Origin of the sequence: Gemmiger qucibialis, assembly GCF_027689445.1 — a bacterium.
Lineage (GTDB): Bacteria > Bacillota > Clostridia > Oscillospirales > Ruminococcaceae > Gemmiger > Gemmiger qucibialis.
In genome coordinates, this window is the sequence record NZ_JAQFEN010000003.1 from 1 (window position 1) to 18,516 (window position 18,516).

14 protein-coding genes are annotated in these 18,516 nt (G+C 54.9%); 1 reads left to right on the plus strand and 13 read right to left on the minus strand.

Annotated elements, in window-relative coordinates; translation table 11 throughout:
• Nucleotides 1-96: 96 nt before the first annotated feature.
• Nucleotides 97-1,062 (minus strand): phosphate acetyltransferase, encoded by a 966-nt coding sequence (gene pta, locus PG062_RS06515; protein ID WP_270751660.1) that lies wholly within the window; start codon nt 1,060-1,062, stop codon nt 97-99.
• Between the two features lie 36 nt (nt 1,063-1,098).
• Between pta and PG062_RS06520 the strand changes: the two genes are divergently transcribed.
• Complete coding sequence (locus tag PG062_RS06520; RefSeq protein ID WP_270751661.1) at nt 1,099-1,521, plus strand: hypothetical protein; 423 nt, start codon at nt 1,099-1,101, stop codon at nt 1,519-1,521.
• 137 nt (nt 1,522-1,658) lie between these two features.
• Here PG062_RS06520 and rhaD read toward each other — a convergent pair whose 3' ends face one another.
• The 12 genes from rhaD to recD2 form a co-directional block, all read right to left on the minus strand.
• Complete coding sequence (gene rhaD / locus PG062_RS06525; protein WP_270751662.1) at nt 1,659-2,489, minus strand: rhamnulose-1-phosphate aldolase; 831 nt, start codon at nt 2,487-2,489, stop codon at nt 1,659-1,661.
• Between the two features lie 50 nt (nt 2,490-2,539).
• Nucleotides 2,540-3,961 (minus strand): arabinose isomerase, encoded by a 1,422-nt coding sequence (locus PG062_RS06530; RefSeq protein WP_270751663.1) that lies wholly within the window; start codon nt 3,959-3,961, stop codon nt 2,540-2,542.
• Nucleotides 3,962-3,985: 24 nt separating this feature from the next.
• Complete coding sequence (gene rhaB, locus PG062_RS06535) at nt 3,986-5,404, minus strand: rhamnulokinase (RefSeq protein WP_270751664.1); 1,419 nt, start codon at nt 5,402-5,404, stop codon at nt 3,986-3,988.
• A 642-nt stretch (nt 5,405-6,046) separates the two neighbouring features.
• The gene (locus tag PG062_RS06540) at nt 6,047-7,273 is read right to left on the minus strand and encodes a peptidase U32 family protein (protein WP_270751666.1); all 1,227 of its coding nucleotides are present in this window, start codon (nt 7,271-7,273) and stop codon (nt 6,047-6,049) included.
• Nucleotides 7,274-7,312: 39 nt separating this feature from the next.
• Nucleotides 7,313-8,617, minus strand: coding sequence for an endolytic transglycosylase MltG (gene mltG / locus PG062_RS06545; protein WP_270751667.1), 1,305 nt, complete (start codon nt 8,615-8,617; stop codon nt 7,313-7,315).
• 54 nt (nt 8,618-8,671) lie between these two features.
• Nucleotides 8,672-9,508 carry a GNAT family N-acetyltransferase gene (locus PG062_RS06550; protein WP_113999502.1) on the minus strand — a complete coding sequence of 279 codons (837 nt, stop codon included), beginning with the start codon at nt 9,506-9,508 and terminating at the stop codon, nt 8,672-8,674.
• A 52-nt stretch (nt 9,509-9,560) separates the two neighbouring features.
• Complete coding sequence (locus PG062_RS06555; protein ID WP_270751668.1) at nt 9,561-10,238, minus strand: dTMP kinase; 678 nt, start codon at nt 10,236-10,238, stop codon at nt 9,561-9,563.
• Entirely contained in the window at nt 10,231-11,013 is a 783-nt protein-coding gene (thyX, locus tag PG062_RS06560) for an FAD-dependent thymidylate synthase (protein WP_113999500.1), read from the minus strand. The genes PG062_RS06555 and thyX overlap by 8 nt, the downstream gene beginning before the upstream one ends.
• 35 nt (nt 11,014-11,048) lie before the next feature.
• Nucleotides 11,049-13,664, minus strand: coding sequence for an ATP-dependent helicase (locus tag PG062_RS06565; protein WP_113999499.1), 2,616 nt, complete (start codon nt 13,662-13,664; stop codon nt 11,049-11,051).
• A 168-nt stretch (nt 13,665-13,832) separates the two neighbouring features.
• The gene (locus PG062_RS06570; RefSeq protein ID WP_270751669.1) at nt 13,833-14,885 is read right to left on the minus strand and encodes a rod shape-determining protein; all 1,053 of its coding nucleotides are present in this window, start codon (nt 14,883-14,885) and stop codon (nt 13,833-13,835) included.
• An 81-nt stretch (nt 14,886-14,966) separates the two neighbouring features.
• Nucleotides 14,967-15,773: a ComF family protein gene (locus tag PG062_RS06575; RefSeq protein ID WP_270751670.1), complete on the minus strand. Its 807-nt coding sequence runs from the start codon at nt 15,771-15,773 to the stop codon at nt 14,967-14,969.
• Complete coding sequence (gene recD2 / locus PG062_RS06580) at nt 15,770-17,980, minus strand: SF1B family DNA helicase RecD2 (protein ID WP_270751671.1); 2,211 nt, start codon at nt 17,978-17,980, stop codon at nt 15,770-15,772. Before recD2 ends, PG062_RS06575 begins: the two co-directional genes overlap by 4 nt.
• Nucleotides 17,981-18,516: the final 536 nt, after the last annotated feature.

The window sequence follows — 18,516 nt, forward strand, 5'->3', positions numbered from 1 at the left end:
ACAATTTTTACTTCAGAATATTGTCTAACTTTTTGGGGTCACTTCATAACAGGTTCGTGGCGGTTTTTATGTACGTTTAAGTTTTACGCGGCAATCTCAGATCAGAGCAGCAGTGATGAGGCTCATCTTGTAGACTTCCTCAGCATCGCAGCCACGGGACAGGTCGTTGATGGGAGCATTCAGACCCTGCAGGATGGGGCCGTATGCAGCAAAGCCGCCCAGACGCTGTGCGATCTTATAGCCGATGTTGCCGGCGTTGATGTTCGGGAAGATAAAGACGTTAGCTTCGCCAGCAACGGTGGAGTTGGGAGCCTTCAGCTTGCCAACTTCCGGTGCAACGGCGGCGTCAAACTGCAGTTCACCGTCAACCTTCAGTTCGGGATGTGCTTCCTGAACGCGCAGGGTGGCGTTGCGCATCTTATCAACGGTCTCGCCCTTGCCGGAACCCTTGGTGGAGTAGCTCAGCAGAGCAACCTTCGGGTCGATACCGAAAATCTCAGCGGTATGAGCAGTCTCAACGGTGCTCTCGACGATCTCATCCTCAGAAGGATCGATATTGATGGCGCAGTCGCCCATCGCCAGCTTCTCGTTGCCGCGGACCATAATGAAGCAGGAGCTGACGGACTTGATGCCGGGCTTGCACTTGATCAGCTGCAGAGCCGGGCGAACGGTATCAGCGGTAGAATAGGTAGCGCCGCCCAGCAGGCAGTCAGCCTTACCCATCTTGACCAGCATGGTGCCGAAGTAGTTGGACTTGGACAGTGCAGCGCGGCACTGCTCCTCGGTCATCTTACCCTTGCGCAGTTCAACCATTTTGGCAACCATTGCGTCAAATTCAGGGTAAGAGGTCGGGTCGCAGATCTCTGCGCCGGTAATGTCAAAGCCGCCCTCAGCAGCAGCCTTTTTGACTGCTTCCGGGTTGCCCAGCAGCAAAACGTTCAAAATCTTGCCAGCCAGCAGCTTGGATGCTGCGGACAGGATACGGGCATCAGTGCCCTCAGTAAATACGATGGTTTTAGGATTTGCTTTCAACTGATTTTCAAAATTTTCAAAAACGTCCATGATAATACCTCCGTATCAATCTGGTGCCGGGTATCCGTGGATCCCGCACACGCTAGTACAGATACAATTATAGCACGATTTGAATTATTTGCAAATGGTGCAAGGACAAAACATATGTTTTTTGCGCAAAAAAAGTCTGAACTGGCTAAAAACGCAAAAATTCATGCGTTTGACGCAAAAATATCAGGCGAGATTGACAAAACTATATCAAACGGTGCGCGGGATGGAATTCTCTCCTTCCGGAGCAGAAAACCCATAAGAACGATAAAAATCGGCAACATCCTGTGGGCTGTGCACAACAACAGCCTGCAAAAGCCGGTCCGTGCCGGGCTGGCGGAAGCCGATGATGGTTTCACCTGTACAAATGCTGCTTTGCATTGCAATATCCGCCGGGCCAAGGCCCGGCGGCGGCTGCAACGCGGCGCAGGTTTTGCGGTGGTTAAAGAACATGGTGCATAACGCCTCCCCTGCTTTTCTTTCAGCATAGCGCAGGTTTGGGCAAAAAGCAAGTGCAATACAAAAAAGCCTTCCGGCACACAGGAGGGCTGCAATACCGGAAGGCATATGTAGGGAAATATAGAGAATGTCAGAATAAATCAGTCGAGGAATTCCTCGTTCAGCTGAACGCCAAAATCATGGGCAATGGCACGCAGGTCATCATCGGTGATGGTCTGGCGGATCAGGCCGCCGCCCATGGAGAGAACTTTGACATAGATCTCAGCACTCTTTTCAATCGTGTGGGCCAGGCCGAAAGTAATATCAAAATCGGGGCCGGAAGCAAACAAACCGTGCTGTGCCCAAATGGCAGCCTGGTATTTTTTCATCAGCTCACTGGTAGCCATGGCAATGTCAGCACCGCCGGGCACCATCCAGGGGCAGACGCCGACACCCTCCGGGAAAACGACCGGGCATTCAGTAGCGCTCTGCCACAAAGCACGGGTAAAATCACGGTCAGTCAGCGGCAGAATGTAGGTCAGGGCAATTACGTTGGTAGCATGGCAGTGGTAGATCACGCGGTTGGCACCGTTGGTGGCGGCCTTGCGCACGCTGTGGTTCATAAAGTGGCTGGGAAACTCGGAAGTCGGCTTTGCGCCATCGGCCAGGCCCCAGACAATGCGCCAGCTGTCGCCCTTATCATTGATCTCAACAATGCCGATGCTGTGGATAGGGTCCGGCTCCACATTGCGGAAGAACTTGCCGGAACCGGTGGTGATGAAATATTCCCCGGCCAGGTTATCAGCCTGAACGCCCATGTTGACCCACTCGCGCGGGGTTTCGTCAAAGAAAGGACGGCATGCGGCAACATCTTCCTCGGTCATGCGGTAGGTCAGGTTGCCGCCGTTGCGCTCATGCCAGCCCTGCAGCCAGCCGTCGTTGCACATACGGATAAAACCTTTTACGTTTGCTACATCATAAATCGTGCTCATAATACTGCTCCTTTACTCCATTGCCTTTTATCGTAACTGTTGCCTGCGGCTTACCGCGTGATGATATCAACAGGGACATTAAAGATCTTTGCCACTTTCAGGATGGTATCAATGTGGCGGCCGGTGGCTGCTGCCATGTGGTGGGTGGGGCCGGCTTCGCTCCAGCGGTTGCAGAACTCACGCGCACCGCAGCTGAAGCGGGTACGCATGTTGGTATCGCCAAAGGTAAAGATGGGGCCGGGTTCATTGACGCCCTCGGCAACCACAAACTTGAAGTGGCCGTCCTTATCCTGCGTGATGGCCAGATAGGTCACATCGCCGACCGGTGGATAGAATTGGGTCAGATAGCCGCCACCAGTCTTGCCGTGGAACACGGGCACGATCTTCATGGTCGGCTTTTTTGCCTTGGAGATATCGGCATCACCGGAGCCGGAATGGCCGATGATGCAGATATCCTCGTTGAAGTCGATGGAGTACATCTCGCTCAGCTGGCCGCAGCCCGCAATGGTTTTCAGGATGGACATTGCCATCGAAACCTTGATATCGCCCTCAACCGCGCAGGCAGTGCCCTGCTTGATGAGCATCGAGAATGCAGGAATCAGCATGGAGTCCAGTTTGCCGGCCACACCCTTGGCAAAACCGTCGTAGTGGGAAGCCACAAACGCAATCTTTTCGTCCTTGACCCACTGCTCAAAGGCAACAACATAACGGGCCATATCCCAGACCTTTTCGATCGTGCCGCCGCCCTCAATATCAAAGGTATCCAGAATATCCTGTGCCTTGGCACGAATCGCTTCTTCATCGGTGATGTTATCGGCAATGGCCCACATTTTTTCCCAGTCAAACTGCTTGGTGTAAAGCCACATGCGGTTGTATAGGTTGGTTTCGTCAATGTACAGGTCCATCATGCCGGGGTACGGGCGGCCGATCTGGGCAAGGTTGGTATCGCGGAAGCGGCGGCGCACCTGTGCAGCACGGCACCAATCTTCAATTTCAGCCTGCACACCGGGGTCACCGCCCTCGACCACGCCGGTGATAACGGCATGGCGCTTACCGGCGCGTTCCAGGTCGGCAACCATTTCACCAACGGCACCACAGGCGTACAGTTCACCTAGCCAGGTTGGTGTATCAGTGTTGGCATAATCCGGGGCTTTCTTCTTCTGCACATTGACCAGTACAACGGGTACATCCAGATCGCGCACGGCGGGCAGCATGTTGTAAGAGGTTGCATAGGTCAGCAGCTGCAGAATAACCAGGTCAACGTCTGCGGTACGGAACTTATCGCCCGCTGCCATGGACTGCTCTTTGGTGGTAACAATGCCGCCGTCAATGACCTCAACAGTACCGGGAATGGTCTTTTTGAAAGCGGCATACTGACCCTCAAATTCAGGAACCAGGGTTGGGAACTGCGGCAGATAGGCACCCAGAGCAATGGCAAACACGCCAACACGGGCTTTGGTTTCAACTAACATGGATATTACCCCCTGTAATAAAATTTATTGCGGATCACATTCCAAAATAGTGAACGACTTTTTGATGGAGGCGCGTGCATCCGCAAGGTCTTTGAACTCCCCTGCACGGATCATCTGCACCATCAGGTTGCCAAGGGCGGTACCCTCGGTAGGGCCTGCAAACACGGGCAGCTGGGTGGCATTTGCGGTCATCTGGTTCAGGTACATATCCTGGCTGCCGCCGCCCACAATATTGATGCTGGTATATTCTTTGCCGGTCAGGCTTTGCAGCTCTTGAATAGCGGCCTGATAATCATGCGAAAGCGAGTTGTAAATGGTCTGCATCACTTCGCCGGTGGTGGCGGGAACCGGTTTGCCGCCGTCTTTGCAGGCAGCCTTGACTTCTTTGATCATGGATTTCGGCGCCAGGAAGCGGTCGTCGCCAGTGGATACGATCCCGGCAAAGCTGCTGGCTTCCTGCGCGGCGGCAATCAATTCCGGGAAAGACGGGCGGGTTCCGGTCTGCTCGCCAAGTTCACGCCGCACAGACTGGATCATCCACAGGCCCATAATGTTCTTAAGGTAACGGTAGCGATATTCATAGCCGCCCTCGTTGGTAAAATTGGCCTGCATGCTGGCAGGGGTCGTGATGGGGTCTTTGTTTTCCACACCCAGCAGGCTCCATGTGCCGCTGGAAAGATAAACGGCCTTATCATCCCTTGCAGGAACAGCCAAAAAGGCGGAGCCGGTATCATGTGTAGCGGGCAGTACGACGGTGCAGTCAAAGCCGACATAATCCTTGACGGCGGAGCTCAAATTTCCAAGTTTGGTGCCGGGGGTGCTGATTCTGCCAAAGATTTTGCGCGGCAGACCAAGCCGGTTGATGATTTCATCGTCCCAATCCTTGCTTATAGCGCCCACCAGGGCAGTGGTGGAAGCATTGGTGTACTCGTTGGCCATCACGCCGGTCAGGCGGTAATTCAGGTAATCCGGCACCATCAAAAAATGCTCGGCAGCGGCAAGCTGTTCCGGGTGCTCTTTCTTTAAGGCACACAGTTGGTAAACCGTGTTGAACGACTGGTACTGGATGCCGGTACGGGCGTAAAGTTTTGTAAACGGCAGAATGGGTTCCAGTTCCTCCCGCATGGCGGCGGTGCGGCCATCGCGGTAAGCAACGGGGTCCCCGATAGGGGTACCATCGGCCTCCAGAAGCAGAAAGTCAACAGCCCAGGTATCAATACCGACCGTTGTGGGCGTATAGCCTGCATCGTGGGCGGCTTTCAGCCCCTCGATCACATTCTGAACCAGGCCTTCCATATCCCAGCAAAGGTGACCGTTCTTTTCAATCAGGCGGTTTTCAAAGCGGTAGACTTCATGCAGGGCCATAACACCATGTTCCACGGTGCCAATAATGTGCCGGCCGCTGGATGCTCCGATATCTACAGCAAGATAACAGGTTTGCATCTTTCTCTCCTTTTTGGTAAAATACGAATCAGGCGAACTGCCTTATGCTATTAGTATAGCGGCATAATATCCGGCATTCCATGGTTTGAAGTGGACTGTTTTTTGTGAAAATTCTACTTTGCCATTCCCTGCTGGCAAAGGCGGTTTCGCTGCTTTTGCTTGACTTATAGTTATGGGAAAAAATTAAGTCTGTGTTTTTTCGATGACAAGGCGAAGCTTGTTGTAATACTGTCGCAGTGCCCGGCGAAAATGCTAAGGCAACACCGCACAATTCCCGCCTGACGGCTTAAGCACCGCTCCGGCGGCTGCGGCACGGCATCTGCGTTGCCAAAATGCTCGATAATGTCGAGTTGCGGTACCCGCATCGTGCTTCGGGGGCAAAAGCCCCTCGCACTCTGCGACCGCTGCCCCTGCTTCGGTTCGCTGTTTCCGCCACTGGCGGCGCTCACCTTTGCAGCATCCAGTATTATCTGCGCTTTTGGCTTGGCATCTGCCGCACCTCGCTCGCCGTATCGGCACTTAGAATTATGCGGTATTGCCCTAAAAGTAAAGAATAAAAATAAAAAAGCCCCGCCTGCCGGGCAGAACATTCTGCATCCGGCAGGTGGGGCTTTTGGTTGTTGCAAATAGATAAATGAAAATTTACTGCCTTTTCTGCATCCGCAGCAGGCTGTACGGCATCAAGGGCGTGGCACAGGGAATGGTATACTGCATCATCGGGTGCGGGGTGGCATCCACCGCTTCCCCTTCCGCGTTTTTGATCCATTCAGGGGTTACGGGCACGACCGAACCATCTGGCTGCAAAATTTCCAGCGAATCTCCCAGGCAGAACTTGCTGCGCTGGGTGCAATGGGCAACGCCGTCTTCCCACGAATCCACAGTGCCGATGAAATCCCAATCTCGCACATAAGTATGGCTGGGCGTCTGCAGGGCTTTCTCTTTGCCAAAATAGAAACCGGGTGAATAATGGCGGTGGCTGGTACGGTTCAGCTCATCCAGCACGGAATCCGGTAAATCAAACGTATCACTGGCGGGGTTTGCCAGGTACTGGTCCAGCGCTTTGCGGTAAGCAGCGGTAACGGACGCAACGTAATAGAACGTTTTGGCGCGCCCCTCAATTTTCAGAGAATCCACACCAGCCTTGCAGATCAGGTCCAAAAACGGTGCGGTGCATAGGTCGTTGGCGTTCAGGATGTAGCTGCCTTCCTCATTTTCGCCAATGGGCATATACTGGCCGGGGCGGTTTTCTTCTACAAGATAGTATTTCCAGCGGCAGGGCTGGGCACATTCGCCGCGGTTACCGCTGCGCCCGGTCATATAGCTGGAAAGCAGGCACCGACCAGAAACGCTCATGCACATGGCGCCGTGCACAAAGGCTTCCAGTTCCAGCTCCGGCGGGGTGTTATCGCGGATCTGGGCAATATCGGTCAGGGTCAGCTCGCGTGCCAGCACCACACGCTTGGCGCCCAGGTTGTAGGCCATGGTTGCAGCAGCATAATTGGTGATGCCTGCCTGGGTAGAAAAATGCACATCCACATCCGGAGCATACTGTTTGGCAAGGCTCAGTACGCCAAGGTCCGCAATGATAAAGGCATCCACCCCGGCTTCGGCCGCGTCCTTGATATACTGCGGCAGCTCGGAAAGCTCATCGTTGGTGGGCAGGTTGTTCAGGGTCAGGTATACTTTTTTGCCGCGAGCATGGGCAAAAATGCAGCCATCATGAAGCTCGCCAATGGTCAGGTTGACCGGTGCGGCGCGCATACCAAAGCGCGGCAGTGCGCAGTATACGGCATCGGCACCATACATGACGGCATATTTCAGGGCTTCAAGGCTGCCGGCAGGCGACAGCAGTTCCGGACAGGACAACATAAGATAACGGCTCCTTTGTTCAGTGAAGTTCAGCTTTTATCAGCCCCAACCGGCGATGATGCAGTTCTGATGGTGTTCGTCTGCCGTTTTGGCATAGAAATATTCGCCAGGGTGGTCGCCGTTCGGGTTGCCGGTAACAAAGAAATAATAGCCTTCGTCCAGATATTCCTGGTCGGGATTCAGCGCGGCAGCAATGGCATCAATACCGGGATTGGTGATGGCACCGGCGGGCAGGCCGCTGATGCGGTAGGTGTCGTAATGAGCAAGCACATCATCAGGAATAGCACCCTGTTCCGGCCAGCCGTAATAAACGGCGGTGGGCGAATTCCACAGGTAGTTATTGTCACTATCGTTCATGATATAGCTGCTGGCATTGGATTCCAGCTTATGCTCTGCCCACTGCGGGTCATCGGATTCCAAACGATTGTGGAAGCAGGCGGAAACCTTGGCGTCTTCTGCGGGCATACCGGCTTCTTCCTGAATGAAGCTGGCCAGAATGACAACATCATTCATTGTGGTGCCCTTTTCGTTGATGGTATCCCACAGGTCGGAAGTTTTGGCGTCGAATTCCTTATAGAAGGTGTTGACGTAATTATAGACCGAGTCATCGGTGAAGAACTCGTAAGTGTCCGGGAACAGGTAGCCCTCGCACTTCATCAGGCGGCCTTCGGTATCCGGGATGGCATTCCAGAAATCATACTGGCTGAAATCGGAACCATCCTCGCCGTTGGCGCAGGCAAGGAAATCATCCACCGAGCACAAGCCATTTTCTTCCATCTTCTGGGCAATAGCAACGGCTGTGTAGCCTTCGGGGAATGTGATGGTAATGGTCTTGCGCTTGACCTGCTGCACGCTGAGGGTTTTCAGGATCGTGTTATAATCCATGCCGGAGCGCAGGGTAAAATCGCCATACTGCAAACCGGAAGCGCGGCCGCTGTATTTGGCATACAGCTTGAACAGCCAGTCATACTGGATGACGCCATCCTCTTTCAAAACGTTTGTGATGTCTGCAACAGTGGAACCCTGTTCAATGGTAACGGTCTGCTCCGGGCCAAGTTCGCCGTTGCCGGCAACTTCGCCGTAGAACTGGAACACTTTCCAGCCGCCGATGCCGACGATAGCCAAAATGACAACAAGAACCACAAGTCCAATGGGAAAACGGCGGCGGACGGGTTCATCATCGTCATCCTCTGCGTACTCGTCTGGACCTTCGGCGTCTTCGTACAGGTCCTGCGGGTCAGGATCAGGCTGTACCGGGCGCTTTGGTGCGGGGGCTGGCGCAGCATGATAAGCCTGGCGCGACTGCGAGCCCTTGTCCTGGGAATCACCACGATTGATTTTCATTCCAAATCTCCTTTACCAGGCAGCAGAACTGCCCTGTTTCACGTATGCACGGTCTTACAGCAACAGGCGGAAATAAACGTCCGTAACGGGGAACGGCTGCCCAAGGTAACAAATCATGCCGTAACCACAGCGCTTACCCTCGCCCAGGTACAAAAACTGATTTTCCGCCAGCAGCAGCCGTGCTTTGGTCAGACCGGTATGTTCCCGCGCGGCCTGCAGCAGAATATCAGCCGAGTGGTCGTTATCGGCCTGCAGCTCCATAAAAAGCAGCTCGTCCTTTTCTTGGCAATAGAGGCCGTAACCGCGCTGGTTGGAAACAATGGTCATACCGCGGCGGTAGAGCCGGGTGATCATGGTGTTCATGCTGCTTTCCGGCAGGGCGATGCAGGCGGGCTGGTAGCGCATGCGGGTGTCGATCAATTTGCGGACTGTTAGGTTATCAAACTCTGCTCGTGCCCACAAATTGTGTTCAATGGGCTTGCGGATGATGCGCAGCGGGAAGCGCCCCTGAAAATTCAGCTGGGAAAACGCTTTTGCGGCCCGCGTGCTTTGCGGTGCCGCCACAGCGAAATCACACCCTTTGGCGGAAAAGGCGCGCAGGCAGGTTGCCAGCAGTTTGGGCATCAGCCCGCGCCCCTGCAGGGACGGGTCCGTTGCCATGCAGCAGAGCCATACGCCGTGGTGGTGCCCGCATTCCACTGGAACCGCACCAATCATGGCGGCCGGGATGGGCTTTGCACCGGGGGCCGGGTCCCGGGCAAGGATCAGGATATTATCCAACCCCACAATTCCACAAAGCCAGTCCAAAGCATCCTGGCGGGTTCCGCCATACGTTTTGCGGCGGAACGCAACCATCTGCTCCAAATCAGCTTCCGTTGCTTTGCAAAGCATGTTCTATCCCCTCCTTGCCGTATTCAACGTGTGGTTTTTGCTGCCAACGGTTTTAGCTCAAAATCCGCTCCAGGTATGCCATCACTTCGGACTGAATATCCTCCGGCGTGCGGATGGTTTTCTGGCCGTCTACCGTTGTGGTACACTCAATGCGGTGCCAGCCCAGCTTGCGTGCGCAGTATTCAGCGGCGGCGCGGGAACGGGCCAGGTATTCGGTATCGCGTTCCTGAATATCTTTTTTGCTTTCATCGCCGTGGTAGCGCTGCGCAATCAGGCGCTGGCTGACATCGGGATCAACCGCAAGGTATACAACCGCATCCGGCGCAGGCAGGCCGAGCTTTTTGTACTCGAACTCAAACAGCCACTCCAGAAAACCATCCCAGTGCATCGGCGGCAGTTTGGAACATTGGTGAACAGCGTTGGAGGTGGTGTAACGGTCAGAGATGATTAGCCCATTCTGGCGGTAGACATTGCCCCACCTGGTTTTGTAGCTGGCAAAGCGGTCAACAGCATAAAACGTTGAAGCTGCATAAGCGTTCACGTCATCCGGGCGCTGGCCGAACTCGCCGGAAAGATACATCTTGACCAGTGCGGAGGACGGACTGTCATAATCTGGGAAGCTGATTTTCAGCGGGTCATACCCTTTGCTATGCAAATTCTGGCAGGCAAGTTCTGTCTGTGTGCCCTTGCCGGAACCATCCAGGCCTTCAAAAATAATCAGTTTACCCATGGTTTTCAGCCTCCTGTTTCAGTGTTGCATATTTATCACGCACGGCGTTCTGCTTGCCGCAGCACATACCGCCCTCCGGGCAGGGACCCGCCAGGCAGCGGGGACCAGCTGCGGCAAAAACATGCGGCGCAAGCGGGTATACAAGGCGCAGCATTTCATCGGCAACGGCGCGGATCTCCCACTGGGCACGGTTGCAGCAGCGCAGGTTGAAAAAGTTGTTCAGGCTGCGGCAGTTCATGGTCATTACCATTTTTGTCTCGCAGGCGTTGGGCAATACAAAGCGGGCGTCCTCGTTTGCCATTTTGCTGGCTTTGGCGCGGGCGGTCTTTTCCGGCATGCCCTGCTCCATCAAGGTGTGGGTATGCTTTTCTTCCAGTGCTTTGACCAGCTCCAGGTAGTGTTTGGCATCGGCGTTCATTGCATCAATAAAAGCCGCTTTGGCCGCAGGGTCAGCCTCAATTTCCGGGGGAATCACATAACGGAAATCTTCCAGCCGCACATAGCGCTGGCTCTGCACACTGAAACTTGCAATGCGGTGGCGGGTGACCTGTGCCAGAAAGGTGCGGGAAACGCCCTCAATGCCAAAGGTAAAGCTGGCATGTTCAATGGGGCTGGCGTGGCCGAAGTCATTCAGCTTTTGCAAAAAGGCTGCGGTCTTTTCCGGTGTTAGGCCATCCAGCAGGGTTTCGATATGTGCATCAGAATAGCACAGCTTGGCGGCTGCGGCAATGGTCTTTTCGGGGTCATTGGTGTGGGCGATCAATGTTACAAGCATGGGCCCGTTCCCTCTTTTCCTTTTTTATCAGTGGTTTATTCTTCGCTGGTCAGCTTGGTCAGCGGGGCGTAATTGGCCATTGTTTTTTTGATGCCAACGCGGTCAAACTGGATTTCTACAATACAGTCCCCCGCAACCGGCGTTACTTTCAGCACCTTGCCGCGGCCAAACACCTTGTGGTCCACAAGGTCCCCGGCTGCAAAGTTGGCGGCCTTTTTGCGTGCGGGTGCGGCGGGCGCAGTGGTAACGCCACCGCCCGCCGGAGCAACCGGAGCACCGGAATGATGGTTGACGCGGCTACTGCCATACCCGGCGCCAAAGCTACTGCTTTGGACCGTGTGGCGGCCGCCGGGGTAGTTCGGGCTTTCGTGCCCGCCGGAAGCAAACCCACTTTGGAAGCCGCCGGCATACTTGCTGCCAAAGCCGCCGCGGTTGTATTCACTGTTCAGATACCCGCGGGAAGCCCCGGAGTATCCGCTGCGCCCGCCGGGAACATTGGTGCTGTAGCTGCCGTACCCGGCGCCAAAACCGCCGCTGTAAGCAAGCTCTGGGCTTTCGGTTTCGTCCATCACATTGGGGTCAATCTCATCCAAAAAGCAGGAAGGCGGGTTGCGGCGCGTCTGGCCGAAAATCATACGGCTGCGGGAGGAAGAAAGATACAGCTCTTTCTTGGCGCGGGTAATACCGACATAGCACAGGCGGCGCTCCTCTTCCATTTCTTCCTCGCTGTAGCGAGCAAGGTCACCGGGGAAAACGCCATCCTCCATACCAATGATAAACACATACGGGAATTCAAGGCCCTTGGCGCTGTGCATCGTCATCAGGGTAACGGAATCAGCATCTTCATCATAGGAATCAAGGTCTGCAATCAGGGCAACTTCTTCCAAGAAACCGGAAAGGGTTGCGTCTTCCCCGTTCTGCTCCGCATAAGTCTTTACGGAAGAAATCAACTGGCCCAAGTTTTCCAGCCGGGTCTCGCCTTCTTCTTTCTGCGCTTTCAGCATGGCTTCGTATCCGGTCTTGCGGATCACTTCACCGGCAAATTCATCCAACGGAAGGGTGACGGAAAGATCACACAGTTCACGGTACATGGAGTAAAACGCGTTCAGCGCGCTGGCGGCACGGCCCAGTGCGGGATAAGAAGAAGCCTCCCGGATGATCTCCATCATCGGCACGCCGTTGGCGGCGGCCAGTTCCCCGATCTTATCAATGGTAGTGGCACCAATCTTTCGTGCAGGTTCATTGATGATGCGGCGCAGGCGCACGTCGTCCCGCGGGTTGACCACAACGGCCATGTAAGAGTTGATATCCTTGACTTCCTTGCGGTCAAAGAAGCGTTGGCCACCCACAATGCGGTACGGGATACCGGCACGGGCAAAATAAGTTTCGATGGGGTTGGACTGCGCATTCATGCGGTACAAAACGGCATGGTCTTTTAAGGAAGCACCATTTTTCAGGTTCTGGCCAATAACCTCGGCCACATGGCTGGCCTCATCCTGTTCCGAAGCAGCCGTATAATGGTGAACTTTGTCACCATCGCCGTTCTGGGTCCACAGGGTCTTGCCCTTGCGGCCGTTGTTGTTCTTGATGACGCTATTGGCCGCATTCAGAATGTTGGAGGTGGAACGGTAGTTCTGCTCCAGGCGGATGGTTTTGGCCCCGGCAAAAACTTTTTCAAAGTTCAGGATATTTTCAATGGTAGCACCGCGGAACTTATAAATGCTCTGATCGTCATCGCCAACAACGCATACATTGTTGGAACCACCGGCCAGCAGGCGCACCAGGTGGAACTGAGCCACGCTGGTATCCTGGTATTCGTCCACCACGACATAGCGGAACTTTTGCTGGTAGTATTCCCGCGCTTCGGCATCGGTTTTCAGCATCTGCACGGTATGGAAAATCAGATCGTCAAAGTCCATGGCACCAGCCGTGCGCAGCCGGTTGGAATAGGCGGTATAGATTTTGGAAATCAAAGCAGCCTTGGTATCGCGCGGCGCTTCGGCGGCGACATCTTTGGCGGAAAGAAGTTTATCTTTGTAACCGCTGATCTGGGAGATGGCTGATTTGACCGGCAGGAACTTGTCATCAATCATCAGTTCTTTGTAGATCTGCTTGATGACACGCTGCTGGTCGTCGGAATCGTAAATCGTAAAGCTTTTGGGGAAGCCAATGCGTTCGGCATCGCGGCGCAGGATCCGTACACAGGCAGAGTGGAAAGTGGAGGCAAATACATCCCCGCCCATGGTATCACCCAGCATGGCTTTCAGGCGTTCTTTCAGCTCTCCGGCGGCTTTATTGGTAAAGGTAATGGCCAGCACATTCCACGGGCGGGCCGGGGCAACGCTCATCAGCGGCATCAGGGACTGCGGAACCGGCTGGCCGCACATGATGGCGGTGCGCAGCTGCTCCAGATCACTCTGCGCAACCGGGCGGCTGACCTCTTTGGAGCCATAGGCGCGGCCAAAACGGATGATATTGGCAATGCGGTTGACCAGAACGGTGGTTTTGCCGGAGCCTGCACCTGCCAGGATCAGCAGCGGGCCTTCGGTGGTAAACACAGCCTGCTGCTGCACCGGGTTCAGCTTAGTAAAGCAGGAAGCGATATAGCGGTCCCGCAGGGCCAGAAATTCAGTGGTAATGGTATCGGGCATAATGAACCTGTCCTTATATTATATGGCAGAACCAGCCCGGAACCATGCAGGGCTGGGAATTTTGGCAAACGCTGTATAGTATAGCACACTTTTGCCGGATAGAAAAGTAGGCTGGCGGAGGTATCCGCAGAAAATCATACTTTTTACAACCTGCACAAAAGCTGCGCTTTAATTGGAAAAACCTTCTGGGGATTGCATTCGGTTATGCCACGCTCTGGGAGTGGCATCGCGGAAACCGGCTGTCAGGTATTGGCCCAGCGTTAAGCTGGCTGCGGTTCCGCGTGCCACACAGTTGATGGGGTCTGGTGCGATGGCAACATCCACATGCAGCTCCCCGGCAATATAACCAGCCAGGCCACGCAGCATGGAGCCGCCGCCAGTCAGCAGAATGCCGTTCTTGGCAACATCAGCGGCCAGTTCCGGCGGGGTGCTTTCCAATACATTGCGGGCAGTGGCGGCAATGCGGGCGGCCAGTTCCTGCACGGGCAGGTACAGGTCCCGCGTATAGACAAGGCGGCGGGCGGGCAGGTTGGTCTCCCAGGAATGACCACGGATCTCCATTACGCCCTCAAACTCGCTTTTGGTGCAGCAGGCAACCTGCTTTTTCAGCGCTTCGGCGGTTAGAGGGCCGATGGCAATGTTGAATTTTTCCTGAACATACTGGGCAATGCACTGGTCAAAAGCGTTGCCGGCGACCGGCAGGCTGGCGGCGCGCACCCGCCCACCCATGCTGATCACGGCGATATCCGTGGAGCCGCCGCCGATATCAATTACCATGCAGCCCATGGGTTTGCGGATATCCAGCCCTGCGCCAAGGGCGGCGGCAACAGGTTCATCCACAAGGAAAACCTGCCGTGCCCCGGCTGCCATGACGGCTTCTACCACGGCGTCAGCTTCAATGCCGGTAATGGCTGCCGGAACGCAGACCGATACGCGCGGCTTGATGATGCGCGAACGGCATACCTCATTGATAAACCGCACGATCAGTTCGTTTGTCATTCGGTGGTCCTGAATAATACCGTCCCGCAAAGGGCGGATGATATCAATATAAGAAGGCACACGCCCCACCATGCGCAGGGCTTTGTCCCCCACTGCCAGAATGGTGCTGCTGCGGGTATCAACAGCACCAATGCTGGGCTGATGGAACACAACCCCCTGTTCCTGTGTGGCAATGATAATGGAAGTTGTGCCAAGATCAAGGCCGATATCATATTGCTTCATGTTTATCTGGTACTCCTTGCTGCCAGAAGCAGCACTTTGTTATCTATTGTGAATTGCCATCAACCGTCCGGCAGATAAAAGTTATTTGCTTTCTTTTGGTGTTCCGGCGGCACAGTGGCTTTTGGGCATCAGTTCCGTCGCTGCAACACACACGCCGTCCACACTCACAGCGCCACCCTCCAATAGCGCTTTGGCGCAGGCAGAGATGGTGGCACCAGTGGTGATCACATCATCCAGCAACAGCAGCCGCATTCCGGAAAGGTCAACCCCAGTACGGCAGGCGTAAGCATCCTTGACATTGGCAAAGCGCTTTTGCTGGTCCAGCGATTTTTGCGGTAAAACCTGCCGGGTCAGGCACAGCGGCTGGATGACCGGAATGTGCAGGATGCGCCCAAGGCGCTGCGCTAGCAAAAGGGGCATATTTTCCGCGCGGTTCTTCTTTACGCGCGGCGGCACCGGAACAATGGCGCTGTACAGCGAAATGCCGGATAGATTCTCGTATACCGGGCGGTACCCTGGGGCACGGGCGGGCTGTGCGCCAAAAATCAGCACAGCCATCAAATCCGCCAGTTCTCGCGCATACCAGGGGTTGCCGTTCTCCTTGCAAAGCAGGATAGCATGGCGCACACTGTCTGCATAGTAAAAGGCAGCTGCGCAGGTGTTGACAGCGTAAAAGGCGTGCTCCGTTACAGGCAGACGCGGTGGAAGATGCCGCAGACGCTCGGCTTCCGGTATACAGGAACGGCACACGGCGGCTTTCCAGGCGCTTTGCTCAAGTATCGTGCCGCACAGCGGGCAGTGCCGCGGATAGGCAAGGGCCAGCAGCGGTTCCAGAGCCGTTCGCCCACGGTCCAGCCAATCCAGAGATATGCGTTTTCTCTGTTTCATCTGCGTTTTTCAGCCGGAGTGACTGCCTCGCGCAGCAGGTAGCGCAGCCCGCTGTAACGCATGTTCTGGCGCACATTATCCACCATGGCCTGCTCGGTGCGCCGGGTTCCCGCCAGAATGCACAGGCGGCGTGCGCGGGTAACCCCGGTGTACAACAAGTTGCGGTAACAAAGGCGCGCGGGTACATCTGCCACAGGCATAATGACGGCCGGAAATTCAGAGCCCTGGCTTTTGTGCACTGTTACAGCGTAAGCGGGTTCCAGCTCGGCAAGCTGGTCAGCACCGTAAATATACTTTCGGTCATCCATCTGTACCGTCACAGCACGGCTTTCGGGGTCAACGGCAGTAATAATACCCATATCCCCGTTATAGGCACCCACACCGGCTTCGGCACCGTCCCGCTCATAGGGAATGTCATAATCGTTTTTGATCTGCATTACCTTGTCGCCACAGCGCAGCACACGGCCGCTTTGCTCCCAAATGATCTGCGGCTTATCCGGTGCAGGCGGGTTCAAAATGGCCTGCAGGCGGCGGTTCAGTTCTACGCTCCCGGTGGGGCCAACCTTGGTGGGGCAAAGCACCTGGATGTCCCGCACGGGGTCATAGCCATAACTTTTGGGCAGCCGGGTACTGACCAGGTCGCAGATCAGCCTCTGGCAGGCAAGACCGGTGGATTCGATCATGAAAAAGTCATCATCCCGCCCGCCTTTTATGGGCATCTGCCCTTCCACAATGCGGTGGGCGTTCTGTACAATCATGCTTTTCTGCGCCTGGCGGAAGATCTCATTCAGCCGTACGGTGGGCAGAACGTCTGCCTGCAAGATTTCCCCCAGCACACTGCCGGGGCCAACGCTGGGCAGCTGGTCGGCATCACCTACCATAATAATGCGGCAGTGGTAACGCGCGGCGGCCAACAACGCCTGGAACAGCTTGGCATCTACCATACTCATCTCATCCAGAATGATAACGTCAAACGGGAGAAGATTCTTTTCATTATGAATAAAACGCACGCTGCCGGTAGAATAGTCCACTTCCAGCAATCGGTGGATGGTGGAAGCGCTGTGGCCGGTCAGCTCGGTCAGCCGCTTGGCGGCGCGGCCGGTGGGGGCACACAGGGCAACCCGGTCATAAATACCTTCATACAAATTCAGAATCGCTTTGACCGTTGTGGTTTTGCCGGTACCGGGACCGCCGGTCAAAACCATTACGCGGGAAGAGAGTGCTAAGCGGATTGCTTCCCGCTGCAAAGGGGCATATTCAAAACCTTGGGTCAATTCCAAAACGCGGATATCGCTTTCCAGCGTTTTGGGGCCTTCTGTCGGGAATGTGGCAAGCTCCCCCAGCCGCGCAGCAATATCCTGCTCTGCGCTGAGCAGATCTGGCAGGTAAATATATTTCGTTCCGTCAAAGGTGCAGGCGCGCATTTCGTCATGCTCCAACAGGCTTTGCAGCCCGGCCTTTACGGCATCCGGCTCCACCCGAATAAAGCGCGCAGTGCTTTCGATCAGCTTATCTGCGGGCAGGCAGGTGTGGCCGTTGTTGGCGTTGTGGCGCAAAGCGTACAAAAGCCCGGCGGCAATGCGCAGGTCGCTGCCCTGTCCTACCTGCAGCTGGGCGGCGATACCATCGACCTGGCTGAATTTCAGGTTCAGCGGCTCCCCGCACAGCATGTAGGGGTTCTTTTTCAGTGCTTCTACCGTGGCGGGGCCAAACGCGCGGTAGGCTGTAACAGCCATCTGGGCGGAAAGCCCAAACTTGGCCATCCAGGCAACCACTTCCCGCACACCGTACATACGTCGGAACTCGTTGGAGATGGCGGCGGCCTTTTGCGGGGTGATACCTTTTAGCTCACAGAGTTTGTCCGGCGTTTCGGAGATGACGTTCAATGTATGCGCCCCAAATTTTGCCACAATCTTTTTTGCTGTGGAAGGCCCGATATAGGGCAATACCCCACTGGAAAGGTAGCTCAGCAAAGCCGCGGTATCCTGCGGCAGGCTGGCCTCACAGGTTTCGGCACGGAACTGTTCGCCATAGCTGGGGTGGTTGACCATATAGCCATACGCCGTAATGGACATACCGTTATCCACGCTGCCCACGTTGCCTGCCACAACAATATCGGTGCCACCGGCATCCACTTCAAACACGGCATAACCGGTATCCGGGTTTTCGTATATCACATGCTCAACAACGCCCTCTAATTTGAGCATCTCAGCAGTTTGTGTTGTACTATTTGTCTGTAAAGTATCCGTGCTTGCCACCTCCTTCCGGGTGCAAATGGGGTAAAAACCGTTCAATACACAATTTTTTATTTTATATTATAGCCTATTTGTATCTCTTTGGCAATTTTTTTGACAACTTCCCCTTGTAGCTGATATAATAAATGTCCTTTTGCGGTTTTGAAGTGAGTGCAAAAAGAAGGCGCTGGGCAAGGAGGCGAAGCTGGAATAAAATTGCATGGATCGAATTTTCTGGCAGCGGCAAGTCCACAGTGGCGCGGACGCTGAGGTAGGAATACGCGGTGTAAATGCCTTGCAGCTTGACTGCGTACAGCATATACTGGGCAGGCAGGTACGCCCGCTGGAAGAAAAGCGGACAGCCGTACCCGCAGGCAAACTGAAAAAATCGCCAGGTTTTTGCGCAGTGCCCGAGGAAGTGCGTGTGATCAAAAAAGCAGGGAGAATTGGATGAATTTTACCGGGAAACGGGAATGCGGACAGAGCAGACTTTGCAGCAAAAGCGTTAA

Coding starts and splice junctions, on each gene's coding strand:
- PG062_RS06540 (WP_270751666.1), bottom strand. CDS start 7,273: ATGTTGTCCTGTCCGGAACTGCTGTCGCCTGCCGGCAGCCTTGAAGCC.
- pta (WP_270751660.1), bottom strand. CDS start 1,062: ATGGACGTTTTTGAAAATTTTGAAAATCAGTTGAAAGCAAATCCTAAA.
- PG062_RS06555 (WP_270751668.1), bottom strand. CDS start 10,238: ATGGGTAAACTGATTATTTTTGAAGGCCTGGATGGTTCCGGCAAGGGC.
- recD2 (WP_270751671.1), bottom strand. CDS start 17,980: ATGCTCAAATTAGAGGGCGTTGTTGAGCATGTGATATACGAAAACCCG.
- PG062_RS06550 (WP_113999502.1), bottom strand. CDS start 9,508: ATGCTTTGCAAAGCAACGGAAGCTGATTTGGAGCAGATGGTTGCGTTC.
- rhaD (WP_270751662.1), bottom strand. CDS start 2,489: ATGAGCACGATTTATGATGTAGCAAACGTAAAAGGTTTTATCCGTATG.
- PG062_RS06530 (WP_270751663.1), bottom strand. CDS start 3,961: ATGTTAGTTGAAACCAAAGCCCGTGTTGGCGTGTTTGCCATTGCTCTG.
- PG062_RS06565 (WP_113999499.1), bottom strand. CDS start 13,664: ATGCCCGATACCATTACCACTGAATTTCTGGCCCTGCGGGACCGCTAT.
- mltG (WP_270751667.1), bottom strand. CDS start 8,617: ATGAAAATCAATCGTGGTGATTCCCAGGACAAGGGCTCGCAGTCGCGC.
- PG062_RS06570 (WP_270751669.1), bottom strand. CDS start 14,885: ATGAAGCAATATGATATCGGCCTTGATCTTGGCACAACTTCCATTATC.
- thyX (WP_113999500.1), bottom strand. CDS start 11,013: ATGCTTGTAACATTGATCGCCCACACCAATGACCCCGAAAAGACCATT.
- rhaB (WP_270751664.1), bottom strand. CDS start 5,404: ATGCAAACCTGTTATCTTGCTGTAGATATCGGAGCATCCAGCGGCCGG.
- PG062_RS06575 (WP_270751670.1), bottom strand. CDS start 15,773: ATGAAACAGAGAAAACGCATATCTCTGGATTGGCTGGACCGTGGGCGA.